Origin of the sequence: Ramlibacter sp. AN1133 (assembly GCF_037890035.1) — a bacterium.
Classification (GTDB): Bacteria; Pseudomonadota; Gammaproteobacteria; order Burkholderiales; family Burkholderiaceae_C; genus Ramlibacter.
Window position 1 is genome coordinate 1 of the sequence record NZ_JBBKTQ010000018.1, and the last position, 12,451, is coordinate 12,451.

The 12,451-nt window shown below is 65.5% G+C and carries 8 protein-coding genes and 1 tRNA gene; all 9 read left to right on the forward strand.

The annotated features are described in order from the left end of the window. The first annotated feature begins 59 nt into the window (after positions 1-59). The 9 genes from WG923_RS21320 to rpoC all read left to right on the forward strand — a co-directional run bounded on the left by WG923_RS21320 (position 60) and on the right by rpoC (position 12,334). Positions 60-135, forward strand: a tRNA-Trp gene (locus WG923_RS21320). Positions 136-228: 93 nt separating this feature from the next. After that, a complete protein-coding gene (secE, locus tag WG923_RS21325) occupies positions 229-612 on the forward strand; it encodes a preprotein translocase subunit SecE (protein ID WP_340353013.1) in 384 nt (127 codons plus the stop codon). Further along, positions 612-1,214: a transcription termination/antitermination protein NusG gene (gene nusG / locus WG923_RS21330; protein ID WP_340353014.1), complete on the forward strand. Its 603-nt coding sequence runs from the start codon at positions 612-614 to the stop codon at positions 1,212-1,214. The genes secE and nusG overlap by 1 nt, the downstream gene beginning before the upstream one ends. A 136-nt stretch (positions 1,215-1,350) precedes the next feature. Then, positions 1,351-1,782 (forward strand): 50S ribosomal protein L11, encoded by a 432-nt coding sequence (gene rplK, locus WG923_RS21335; RefSeq protein WP_340353015.1) that lies wholly within the window; start codon positions 1,351-1,353, stop codon positions 1,780-1,782. Between the two features lie 2 nt (positions 1,783-1,784). Further along, entirely contained in the window at positions 1,785-2,498 is a 714-nt protein-coding gene (gene rplA / locus WG923_RS21340; protein WP_340353016.1) for a 50S ribosomal protein L1, read from the forward strand. Between the two features lie 227 nt (positions 2,499-2,725). Beyond that, positions 2,726-3,250 carry a 50S ribosomal protein L10 gene (rplJ, locus tag WG923_RS21345; RefSeq protein WP_340353017.1) on the forward strand — a complete coding sequence of 175 codons (525 nt, stop codon included), beginning with the start codon at positions 2,726-2,728 and terminating at the stop codon, positions 3,248-3,250. Positions 3,251-3,301: 51 nt separating this feature from the next. Continuing rightward, positions 3,302-3,679, forward strand: coding sequence for a 50S ribosomal protein L7/L12 (gene rplL, locus WG923_RS21350; RefSeq protein WP_340353018.1), 378 nt, complete (start codon positions 3,302-3,304; stop codon positions 3,677-3,679). A gap of 291 nt (positions 3,680-3,970) precedes the next feature. Next, on the forward strand, positions 3,971-8,083 hold the full coding sequence (gene rpoB / locus WG923_RS21355; RefSeq protein WP_340353019.1) for a DNA-directed RNA polymerase subunit beta: 4,113 nt from the start codon (positions 3,971-3,973) through the stop codon (positions 8,081-8,083). Between the two features lie 18 nt (positions 8,084-8,101). Then, positions 8,102-12,334, forward strand: a complete 4,233-nt coding sequence (gene rpoC, locus WG923_RS21360; protein WP_340353020.1) for a DNA-directed RNA polymerase subunit beta' — start codon at positions 8,102-8,104, stop codon at positions 12,332-12,334. The last annotated feature ends 117 nt before the right edge of the window (positions 12,335-12,451 follow it).

A 12,451-nucleotide genomic window follows, 5' to 3' on the forward strand; every position in this document is an offset into this window, starting at 1 on the left:
AACAAGGTCTTTCGGGATAGCCGATAATGTCGGGTTCCCCCGGAAGTGCCGGTTAGCGGAGGGGTATAGCTCAATTGGCAGAGCGTCGGTCTCCAAAACCGAAGGTTGTAGGTTCGATTCCTACTGCCCCTGCCACCTGAGTGGCAAGCCCCCGAAACCAAGCCCGTCCCTCCGACGGGCTTCGGTGTCTTGAACGGCACCGCGATTGAAGCAGGAAGAGCCCCGTCCATGGCCACGACCCAAGTTGAAACCGTCACCACTGGCGCCGACAAGGCCAAGGTGGGTGGCGCCATTGCGCTGGTGATCGCCGGCCTCGCTGCCTTCTACATGCTGGGCAAGCAGGGCCAGGTCGCCCAGTGGGGCGCGCTGATCGTCGCCCTGATCGCCGCGGTGGCCGTGTTCTTCACGTCCGAGCCGGGCAAGGAATTCATCGCCTTCGGCCGCGACGCGGTCAAGGAAACCAAGAAGGTCGTCTGGCCGACCCGCAAGGAATCGATCCAGATGACCGCCTACGTGTTCGGCTTCGTCGTGATCATGGCCATCTTCCTGTGGCTGACCGACAAGACCCTCGAGTGGGTGTTCTACGACCTGATCCTGGGCTGGAAGAAGTAATGAACGACACGACCGAAAACACCCAGGGCACCGCGCCCGTCCCCGGCGTCGAGGCGAAGGCCAAGAACCCCGACCTGCGCTGGTACGTGGTGCACGCCTACTCCGGCATGGAGAAGGCGGTGGAGCGCAACATCAAGGAGCGCATCAACCGCGCCGGCATGCAGGACATGTTCGGCGAGATCCTGGTGCCCACCGAGGAAGTCGTCGAGATCAAGAACGGCCAGAAGCGCAGCTCCGAGCGCCGCTTCTACCCCGGCTACGTGCTGGTGCAGATGGTCATGAACGACGACACCTGGCACCTGGTCAAGCACACCAACAAGGTGACCGGCTTCGTCGGCGGCGCCAAGAACCGCCCGGCCCCGATCAGCGACGAGGAAGTCGCCAAGATCCTCGGCCAGATGGAAGAGGGCGTGGAAAAGCCGCGCCACAAGGTCGAATTCACCGTGGGCGAGTACGTGCGCGTCAAGGACGGCCCGTTCACCGACTTCAACGGCACCGTCGAGGAAGTCAACTACGAGAAGAGCAAGGTGCGCGTGTCGGTGACGATCTTCGGCCGCGCGACCCCCGTGGAACTGGAATTCAGCCAGGTCGAGAAGACCTGACGAGCGATTCGCACCTTTTCAGGCGGGGTGCGATTCGTAGGCTGGCGGTGAGCGCGCGATAGCGCCGAACCCCAGCGATCAAGAGCCTCAACCCCGGGGAGCCGCAAGGCGCTATCACCCGCAAGGAAATCAAGACATGGCCAAGAAGATTGTCGGCTTCGTGAAGCTGCAAGTCCCGGCCGGCAAGGCGAACCCCTCGCCGCCGATCGGTCCCGCGCTGGGTCAGCGCGGCCTGAACATCATGGAGTTCTGCAAGGCGTTCAACGCCCAGACCCAGGGCGTCGAGCCCGGTCTGCCGCTGCCGGTGGTGATCACCGCCTTCGCGGACAAGAGCTTCACCTTCATCATCAAGACGCCCCCGGCGACCACGCTGATCAAGAAGGCGATCAAGCTGGACAAGGGTTCCGCCAAGCCGCACACCGACAAGGTCGGCAAGATCACCCGGGCCCAGCTCGAGGAAATCGCCAAGACCAAGCTGAAGGACATGAACGCGGCCAACATCGACGCCGCTGTCAAGACGCTGGCTGGTTCCGCCCGTTCGATGGGCGTCACGGTGGAGGGCCTCTGATCATGGCGAAGCTCACGAAGAAGCAGAAAGCCCTGGAAGGCAAGGTCGACAGCACCAAGCTGTACGAGCTGAACGCCGCCATCGGCCTGGTCAAGGGTGCCGCCACCGCCAAGTTCGATGAGTCCATCGACGTGGCCGTGCAGCTGGGCATCGACCCGAAGAAGTCGGACCAGGTCGTTCGCGGCGCGGTCGTGATGCCCAACGGCACCGGCAAGACCAAGCGCGTCGCCGTGTTCGCCCAGGGCGCCAAGGCCGAGGAAGCCAAGGCCGCCGGCGCCGACATCGTCGGCATGGACGACCTGGCGGCCCGCGTGAAGGCGGGCGACATGCCCTTCGACGTGGTGATCGCCGCGCCGGACGCCATGCGCGTGGTTGGCCAGCTGGGCCAGATCCTCGGCCCGCGCGGCCTGATGCCGAACCCGAAGGTCGGCACCGTGACGCCGGACGTCGCCACCGCGGTGAAGAACGCCAAGGCGGGCCAGGTGCAGTTCCGTGCCGACAAGGCCGGCATCATCCACGCGACCATCGGCCGCCGCTCGTTCGAATCGGACAAGCTGCAGGGCAACCTGGTCGCGCTGATCGAGGCGCTGAACAAGGCCAAGCCGGCCACCAGCAAGGGCGTGTACCTGCGCAAGGTGGCCGTGTCCTCGACGATGGGCCTGGGTGTCCGCGTCGACCTGCAGACCGTGAACGCGCAGGGCCAAGCCCAGGCGTGATGAATTGGCCGGTTGCGCAAGCAGCCGGCTGGTGTGGTGGGCCATCGGGGCGACCCGGTGGGCCATCCAAGACCGTTGGCGAGGCGCGAGCCTCTTAATTCCGCAAGGGCCAACGCAGATGGCGATCCCGCTGACTGAAAGATTTCGAGAGATTTCCGGAAGACAGTTGGTCGCTTAAACAGGCGCGCGAAAGGGGCAACCCCCAAGCGCAATCGAAGGAGTAGACCTTGAGTCTGAATCGCAGTGAGAAGGAAGCGGTCGTCAGCGAAGTGACCGCTCTCGCCGCTAAAGCTCAAACGCTGGTGATGGCGGAATACCGCGGCATCACGGTCGCCGACATGACGAAGCTGCGCGTGGCCGCGCGCGGCGCTGGCGTGGACCTGAGTGTTCTGAAGAACACCCTGGCCCGCCGCGCCGTTGCGGGCAGCCAGTTCGAAGTCATCGGTGACCAGATGACCGGTCCGCTGATCTACGGCTTCTCCGTGGACGCTGTGGCCGCCGCCAAGGTGGTGGCCGACTTCGCGAAGACCAACGACAAGCTGGTCATTCGCGGCGGCGCGTTCGCGGGCAAGGCCCTGGACGTCAACGGCGTCAAGCAGCTGGCGAACATTCCGTCCAAGGAAGTTCTGCTGGCGCAGCTTTGCGGCCTGCTGATGTCGCCCATGTCCCGCACCGCGGGCGTGCTGGCGGCCCTGGCGAAGAAGAAGGAAGAGGGCGCTGGCGCGCCCGCCGAGGCTGCCGCCGCCGCGTAAGCGCGGGAACAGCAGCCCTACGGATCACCAACTTATTCTGGAAAGTACAAAATGGCATTCAACAAAGACGAATTCCTGACGGCCCTGGACAGCATGTCCGTCATGGACCTCAATGACCTGGTCAAGGCCATCGAAGAGAAGTTCGGCGTCTCCGCCGCCGCCATGGCCGCCCCGGCCGCTGGTGGTGCCGGCCCGGCCGCCGCCGCCGTGGAAGAAAAGACCGAGTTCACCGTGCAGCTGATGGAAGCCGGTGCGCAGAAGGTTTCCGTCATCAAGGCGGTCCGCGAAATCACCGGCCTGGGCCTCAAGGAAGCCAAGGACCTGGTCGATGGCGCGCCGAAGCCCGTCAAGGAAGGCATGAACAAGGCCGACGCCGAAGCTGCCAAGAAGAAGCTGGAAGACGCCGGCGCCAAGGTCGAACTCAAGTAATTGCGTTCACCGTGGAAGGGCTGGAGGCTCGAAAGGCCTCCAGCCTTTGCCGCTTGTAGAGAGCACCAGGAAGACGGGTGGTTGTTGTGCCGAACGAACGCGGCGCAAATCGCTCCAACCGCTTTCCTAGTGTTTTCTGATCCGACTGCAGAAAACTGCTTGGTTCGGGCCCGGTGCAACGCCGGGCCGTCCGCCAAGGGTGGTAGTGGCCACCCCGCCAAGAACGCCGCCCACCCCTTCGCTGGTGTGGGGGCGCGTCAGTTGCCAAGAGCTTGATAGCCCGGAGAACTCATGGCCTATTCCTATACCGAACGCAAACGCATCCGCAAGAGCTTCGGCAAACGCGACAGCGTGCTCGAAGTGCCGTACCTGCTGCAGATGCAGAAGGATGCGTACACCGCCTTCCTCCAAGCCGACCTTCCACCCCAGAAACGGACCATCGAAGGTCTGCAGGCCGCGTTCGACTCCGCCTTCCCGATCGTCTCGCACAACGGGTTCGTGGAGATGAAGTTCATCGAGTACAACCTGGCCAAGCCGGCATTCGACGTGCGCGAATGCCAGACCCGCGGCCTGACCTTCGCCTCCGCCGTGCGGGCGAAGGTGCAGCTGATCATCTACGACCGCGAGTCCTCCACGCCGCAGTCCAAGGTGGTCAAGGAAGTCAAGGAGCAGGAGGTCTACATGGGCGAAGTGCCGCTCATGACGGACAAGGGCTCGTTCATCATCAACGGCACCGAGCGCGTGATCGTCTCGCAGCTGCACCGCTCGCCGGGCGTGTTCTTCGAGCACGACAAGGGCAAGACGCACAGCTCGGGCAAGCTGCTGTTCTCCGCGCGGATCATCCCCTACCGCGGCTCCTGGCTGGACTTCGAGTTCGACCCGAAGGACGTGCTGTACTTCCGCGTCGACCGCCGCCGCAAGATGCCGGTCACCATCCTGCTCAAGGCCATCGGCCTGACGCCGGAAACCATCCTGGCGAACTTCTTCGTCAACGACAACTTCCGCCTGATGGACACGGGCGCGCAGCTCGAGTTCGTGCCCGAGCGCATCCGCGGTGAAGTCGCCCGCTTCGACATCACCGACAAGTCCGGCAAGGTCGTGGTCGCCAAGGACAAGCGCGTCACCGCCCGCCACACCCGCGAGCTGGAAACCACCGGCACCACGCACATCAGCGTGCCCGAGGACTACCTCGTGGGCCGCGTGGTCGCGCGCAACATCATCGACCCGGACACGGGCGAGATCATCGCCAAGGCCAACGACGAACTGACCGAAGCGCTGCTCAAGAAGCTGCGCGCCGCCGGCATCCAGGACATCCAGGCGATCTACACGAACGAGCTGGACCAGGGCCCGTACATGTCGCAGACGCTGCGCATCGACGAGACCGCCGACGAGTTCGCCGCCCGCGTGGCCATCTATCGCATGATGCGCCCCGGCGAGCCGCCGACCGAGGACGCGGTGCAGGCCCTGTTCCAGCGCCTGTTCTACAACCCGGACACGTACGACCTGTCGCGCGTGGGCCGCATGAAGTTCAACGCCAAGGTCGGCCGCGAAGAGGGCACCGGCCCGATGGTGCTGACCAACGACGACATCCTGGCCGTCGTCAAGATCCTGGTGGACCTGCGCAACGGCCGCGGCGAAGTCGACGACATCGACCACCTGGGCAACCGCCGCGTGCGCTGCGTCGGCGAACTGGCCGAGAACCAGTACCGCACGGGTCTCGCGCGGATCGAGAAGGCCGTCAAGGAACGTCTGGGCCAGGCGGAGCAAGAGCCGCTGATGCCGCACGACCTGATCAACTCCAAGCCGATTTCCGCGGCCCTCAAGGAGTTCTTCGGCGCGTCGCAGCTGTCGCAGTTCATGGACCAGACCAACCCGCTGTCCGAGATCACGCACAAGCGCCGCGTCTCGGCCCTGGGCCCGGGCGGCCTGACGCGCGAGCGCGCCGGCTTCGAAGTGCGCGACGTGCACGTCACGCACTACGGCCGCGTCTGCCCCATTGAAACGCCGGAAGGCCCGAACATCGGCCTGATCAACTCGCTGGCCCTGTACGCCCGCCTGAACGAGTACGGCTTCATCGAGACGCCGTACCGCCGCGTGCGCGACGGCAAGGTCACGATGGAGATCGACTACCTGTCCGCCATCGAGGAAGGCAAGTACGTCATCGCCCAGGCCAACGCGCTGCTGGACGCCGAAGGCCGCCTGACCGGCGACCTGGTGTCCGCGCGTGAAAAGGGCGAATCGATCCTGGTGGGGGCAGAGCGCATCCAGTACATGGACGTGTCGCCGGCGCAGATCGTCTCCGTGGCCGCTTCGCTGGTGCCCTTCCTGGAGCACGACGACGCCAACCGCGCGCTGATGGGCGCCAACATGCAGCGCCAGGCCGTGCCGGTGCTGCGCCCCGAGAAGGCCTTCGTCGGCACCGGCATCGAGCGCGTCTCCGCGATCGACTCCGGCACCGTGGTCACCGCCACCCGCGGCGGCGTGGTCGACTACGTCGACGCCACCCGCATCGTGGTGCGCGTGAACGACGCGGAAGCCACCGCCGGTGAAGTCGGCGTCGACATCTACAACCTGATCAAGTACCAGCGTTCCAACCAGAACACCAACATCCACCAGCGTCCCATCGTCCAGCGCGGCGACAAGATCGCCAAGGGCGACGTGATCGCCGACGGCGCGTCGACGGACCTGGGCGAGCTGGCCCTGGGCCAGAACATGCTGGTCGCGTTCATGCCCTGGAACGGCTACAACTTCGAGGACTCGATCCTGATCTCCGAACGCGTCGTGGCCGACGACCGCTATACCTCGATCCACATCGAGGAACTGGTGGTGATGGCGCGCGACACCAAGCTGGGTCCGGAAGAAATCACCCGCGACATCCCGAACCTGTCCGAGCAGCAGCTCAACCGCCTGGACGAGTCCGGCATCATCTACGTCGGCGCGGAAGTGCAGCCGGGCGACGTGCTGGTGGGCAAGGTCACGCCCAAGGGCGAGACCACGCTGACGCCGGAAGAAAAGCTGCTGCGCGCGATCTTCGGCGAGAAGGCCAGCGACGTGAAGGACACTTCGCTGCGCGTGGACCAGGGCTCGCAGGGCACCGTGATCGACGTGCAGGTCTTCACCCGTGAAGGCATCCAGCGCGACAAGCGCGCCCAGCAGATCATCGACGACGAGCTCAAGCGCTTCCGCCTGGACCTGAACGACCAGCTGCGCATCGTGGAAGCCGACGCCTTCGACCGGATCGCCAAGCTGCTGACCGGCCGCGAGGCCAACGGCGGCCCGCAGAAGCTGGCCAAGGGCGCGAAGATCGACAAGGCGTACCTGGACTCGGTGGAGAAGTTCCACTGGTTCGACATCCGCCCGGCCGAAGACGAAGTGGCCTCGCAGCTCGAGTCCATCAAGAACTCGCTGGAGCAGACGCGCCACAGCTTCGACCTCGCGTTCGAGGAAAAGCGCAAGAAGCTCACGCAGGGCGACGAGCTGCCGGCGGGCGTGCTGAAGATGGTCAAGGTCTACCTGGCCGTCAAGCGCCGCCTGCAACCCGGCGACAAGATGGCCGGCCGCCACGGCAACAAGGGTGTCGTGTCCAAGATCGTCCCGGTCGAAGACATGCCCTACATGGCCGACGGCACGCCGTGCGACATCGTGCTCAACCCGCTGGGCGTGCCTTCGCGCATGAACGTGGGCCAGGTGCTGGAAGTGCACCTGGGCTGGGCCGCCAAGGGCATCGGCAACCGCATCGGCGAGATGCTGCAGAAGGAAGCGGCCGCCGCCGAAGTGCGCAGCTTCCTCGAGACGATCTACAACCGCTCGGGCAAGAAGGAAACGCTGGGCGACCTCACCGAGTCCGAAGTGATCGAGATGGCCGGCCAGCTCGCCAAGGGCGTGCCCTTCGCGACGCCGGTGTTCGACGGCGCCTCCGAGGCCGAGATCCGCGGCATGCTGCACGAAGCCTTCCCCGAGGAAGTCGCCAAGCGCAAGGGCCTCACGGCCACGCGCACGCAGGCCTTCCTGTACGACGGCCGCACGGGCGACCAGTTCGAGCGCCCGGTGACCGTGGGCTACATGCACGTGCTCAAGCTGCACCACCTGGTGGACGACAAGATGCACGCCCGCTCGACCGGCCCGTACTCGCTGGTCACGCAGCAGCCGCTGGGCGGCAAGGCGCAATTCGGCGGCCAGCGTTTCGGCGAGATGGAAGTGTGGGCGCTGGAAGCCTACGGCGCTTCCTACACGCTGCAGGAAATGCTGACCGTGAAGTCCGACGACGTGCAGGGCCGCACCAAGGTGTACGAGTCCATCGTCAAGGGCGAACACGCGATCGATGCCGGCATGCCGGAGTCGTTCAACGTGCTGGTCAAGGAAATTCGCTCGCTCGGCATCGACATCGAACTCGAGCGCAGCTAAAGGAAGGAACAGAGTTACATGAAATCTCTACTCGACCTGTTCAAGCAGTTCACGCCGGACGAGCATTTCGATGCCATCCGCATCGGGATCGCGTCGCCCGAGAAGATCCGTTCCTGGTCCTTCGGTGAAGTCAAGAAGCCGGAGACGATCAACTACCGCACCTTCAAGCCGGAGCGGGATGGCCTGTTCTGCGCCAAGATCTTCGGCCCGATCAAGGACTACGAGTGCCTGTGCGGCAAGTACAAGCGCCTGAAGCACCGCGGCGTGATCTGCGAGAAGTGCGGCGTGGAAGTCACGCAGACCAAGGTGCGCCGCGAGCGCATGGGCCACATCGACCTGGCCGCGCCCTGCGCGCACATCTGGTTCCTGAAGTCGCTGCCTTCGCGCCTCGGCCTGGTGCTGGACATGACCCTGCGCGACATCGAGCGGGTGCTGTACTTCGAGGCGTATGTCATCACCGACCCCGGCATGACCCCGCTGAAGAAGTTCGGCATCATGTCCGAGGACGACTACGACGCCAAGCGCAAGGAATACGGTGACGAGTTCATCGCCAAGATGGGCGCCGAGGGCATCAAGGACCTGCTGGAAGCGATCGACCTCGACATCGAGATCGAGAAGCTGCGCGGCGACCTGACCGGCTCCGAAGTCAAGGTCAAGAAGAACGCCAAGCGCCTGAAGGTGCTGGAAGCCTTCAAGAAGTCGGGCATGAAGCCCGAGTGGATGGTCATGCAGGTGCTGCCGGTGCTGCCGCCGGACCTGCGTCCGCTGGTGCCGCTGGACGGCGGCCGCTTCGCGACCTCCGACCTGAACGACCTGTACCGTCGCGTCATCAACCGCAACTCGCGCCTGAAGCGCCTGCTCGAACTCAAGGCGCCGGAAATCATCGCGCGCAACGAGAAGCGCATGCTGCAGGAGGCGGTGGACTCGCTGCTGGACAACGGCCGCCGTGGCAAGGCCATGACGGGCGCGAACAAGCGTGCCCTGAAGTCGCTGGCCGACATGATCAAGGGCAAGAGCGGCCGCTTCCGCCAGAACCTGCTGGGCAAGCGCGTCGACTACTCGGGCCGTTCGGTCATCACCGTGGGCCCGACGCTCAAGCTGCACCAGTGCGGCCTGCCGAAGCTGATGGCGCTGGAACTCTTCAAGCCCTTCATCTTCTCGCGCCTGGAAGCCATGGGCATCGCCACCACCATCAAGGCGGCGAAGAAGGAAGTGGAAGCCGGCACGCCGGTGGTGTGGGACATCCTCGAAGAGGTGATCAAGGAGCACCCGGTGCTCCTGAACCGCGCCCCCACGCTGCACCGCCTGGGCATCCAGGCCTTCGAGCCGATCCTGATCGAAGGCAAGGCGATCCAGCTGCACCCGCTGGTGTGCGCGGCGTTCAACGCCGACTTCGACGGCGACCAGATGGCCGTGCACGTGCCGCTGTCGGTGGAAGCGCAGATGGAAGCCCGCACGCTGATGCTGGCCTCCAACAACGTGCTGTTCCCCGCCAACGGCGAGCCCTCCATCGTGCCCTCGCAGGACGTGGTGCTGGGCCTGTACTACACGACGCGCGAGCGCACCAACGGCAAGGGTGAGGGCATGACCTTCACCGACGTGGCCGAAGTGCTGCGCGCCCTGGAAACCGGCGCGGTGGAACTGACCGCCAAGATCGCCGTGCGCCTGACCGAGTGGGAAAAGGACAAGGACAGCGGCCAGTTCGTGCCGACGACCAAGCTGTTCGACACCACGGCCGGCCGCGCGCTGCTGTCGGAGATCCTGCCCAAGGGCCTGCCCTTCAGCGTGCTGAACAAGGCGCTGAAGAAGAAGGAGATCAGCAAGCTGATCAACATCTCCTTCCGCAAGTGCGGCCTGAAGGAGACGGTGGTCTTCGCCGACAAGCTGCTGCAGAACGGCTTCCGCCTGGCGACCAAGGCCGGCATCTCCATCGCGGTGGACGACATGCTGGTGCCGCCGGAGAAGAAGGCGATCATCGAGCGCAGCGAAAAGGAAGTGAAGGAGATCGAGCAGCAGTACGTCTCGGGTCTCGTCACCGCCGGCGAGCGCTACAACAAGGTGGTGGACATCTGGGGCAAGGCCGGCGACGAAGTGTCGAAGGTGATGATGGCCCAGCTGGCCAAGGAAAAGGTCATCGACCGCCACGGCAAGGAAGTGGAGCAGGAGTCCTTCAACTCCATCTACATGATGGCCGACTCCGGCGCCCGCGGTTCCGCTGCGCAGATCCGCCAGCTGGCGGGCATGCGGGGCCTGATGGCCAAGCCGGACGGCTCGATCATCGAGACGCCCATCACGGCCAACTTCCGCGAAGGCCTGAACGTGCTGCAGTACTTCATCTCCACCCACGGCGCCCGCAAGGGCCTCGCGGACACGGCGCTGAAGACCGCGAACTCCGGCTACCTGACCCGCCGTCTCGTGGACGTGACGCAGGACCTGGTCGTGACCGAGGTCGACTGCGGCACGGGCGACGGCGCGCTGATGCGTGCCATCGTCGAGGGCGGCGAAGTGATCGAGTCGCTGCGCGACCGGATCCTGGGCCGCGTGGCCGCCGAAGACGTGGTGCACCCGGAAACGCGCGACGTGATCGTCCCCTCCGGCGTGATGCTGGACGAAGATGCGATCGACCGGCTCGAGGCCGACGGCGTGGACGAGGTCAAGGTCCGCACCGCGCTGAACTGCGCGACGCGCTTCGGCCTGTGCGCCAAGTGCTACGGCCGCGACCTGGGCCGCGGCGGCCTGGTGAACGTGGGCGAGGCGGTGGGCGTGATCGCCGCGCAGTCGATCGGCGAACCCGGCACGCAGCTGACGATGCGCACCTTCCACATCGGTGGTGCGGCTTCGCGGGCGGCGGTGGCCTCCAGCGTGGAAGCGAAGTCCGCGGGCTTCGTGGGCTTCAACACCACGATGCGCTACGTGACCAACCAGAAGGGCGAGCTGGTCGTCATTTCCCGTTCGGGCGAGATCATCATCCACGACGAGCACGGCCGCGAGCGCGAACGCCACAAGGTGCCGTACGGCGCCACGCTGACGGTGAAGGCCGACCAGCAGGTCAAGGCCGGCGTCATCCTGGCCAACTGGGACCCGCTGACCCGACCCATCATCACGGAATTCGCCGGCCGGGTGAAGTTCGAGAACGTGGAAGAGGGCCTGACGGTGGCCAAGCAGGTCGACGAGGTCACGGGCCTGTCGACGCTGGTGGTGATCGACCCGAAGCGCCGCGGCTCCGCCAAGGTGGTGCGTCCGCAGGTGAAGCTGGTCGATGCGGCCGGCAACGAGGTGAAGATCCCCGGCACCGACCACTCGGTGACGATCGCCTTCCAGGTCGGCTCTCTGGTGCAGGTGCGCGACGGCCAGGACGTGGGTCCCGGCGAAGTGCTGGCCCGCATCCCGGTCGAAGGGCAGAAGACGCGCGACATCACGGGCGGCCTGCCGCGCGTGGCGGAGCTGTTCGAAGCCCGTTCGCCCAAGGACAAGGGCGTGCTGGCCGAGATGACCGGCACGGTGTCGTTCGGCAAGGAGACCAAGGGCAAGATCCGCCTGCAGATCACCGATCCGGAAGGCGGCGTGCACGAGGAGCTGGTGCCCAAGGAGAAGAACATCCTGGTGCACGAAGGCCAGGTGGTCAACAAGGGCGAATCCGTGGTCGACGGCCCGGCCGATCCGCAGGACATCCTGCGCCTGCTGGGCATGGAGGAACTGGCGCGCTACATCGTCGATGAAGTGCAGGACGTCTACCGCCTCCAGGGCGTGAAGATCAACGACAAGCACATCGAGGTGATCGTGCGCCAGATGCTGCGCCGCGTGGTCGTCGAGAACCCGGGCGAGTCCGACTACATCGCCGGCGAGCAGGTCGAGCGTTCCGAGATCCTGGACACCAACGACCGCCTGCACGGCGAGGGCAAGATCCACGCGACCTACAGCAACCTGCTGCTGGGCATCACGAAGGCCTCGCTGTCGACCGACTCGTTCATCTCCGCCGCTTCCTTCCAGGAAACCACGCGGGTGCTGACCGAGGCGGCGATCATGGGCAAGCGCGACGAGCTGCGCGGCCTGAAGGAAAACGTGATCGTCGGCCGCCTGATCCCGGCCGGCACCGGCATGGCCTACCACGTCGCGCGCAAGGCGAAGGACCAGATGGACGAGGCCGAGCGCCGCGCCATCGCCGACGCCGAAGCGGCCGAACTGGCGGAAGCCACGGAAGGCGCCAACGCTTCCGAGGTCAGCGACCCGGGCACGTCGACCGCCGAATAAGCGTCGACGGGTAGCTCCCCCAGGCTACGCACTCCGTGCTCCGCCTCCCCCCTCCGCAAGCGGAGGGGGCGCGCGCCTTCGAGCGGCCGGGCGGCGCGCATCTGCCGTCGAAGGGCG

Coding starts and splice junctions, on each gene's coding strand:
- secE (WP_340353013.1), top strand. CDS start 229: ATGGCCACGACCCAAGTTGAAACCGTCACCACTGGCGCCGACAAGGCC.
- rpoC (WP_340353020.1), top strand. CDS start 8,102: ATGAAATCTCTACTCGACCTGTTCAAGCAGTTCACGCCGGACGAGCAT.
- nusG (WP_340353014.1), top strand. CDS start 612: ATGAACGACACGACCGAAAACACCCAGGGCACCGCGCCCGTCCCCGGC.
- rplK (WP_340353015.1), top strand. CDS start 1,351: ATGGCCAAGAAGATTGTCGGCTTCGTGAAGCTGCAAGTCCCGGCCGGC.
- rpoB (WP_340353019.1), top strand. CDS start 3,971: ATGGCCTATTCCTATACCGAACGCAAACGCATCCGCAAGAGCTTCGGC.
- rplL (WP_340353018.1), top strand. CDS start 3,302: ATGGCATTCAACAAAGACGAATTCCTGACGGCCCTGGACAGCATGTCC.
- rplA (WP_340353016.1), top strand. CDS start 1,785: ATGGCGAAGCTCACGAAGAAGCAGAAAGCCCTGGAAGGCAAGGTCGAC.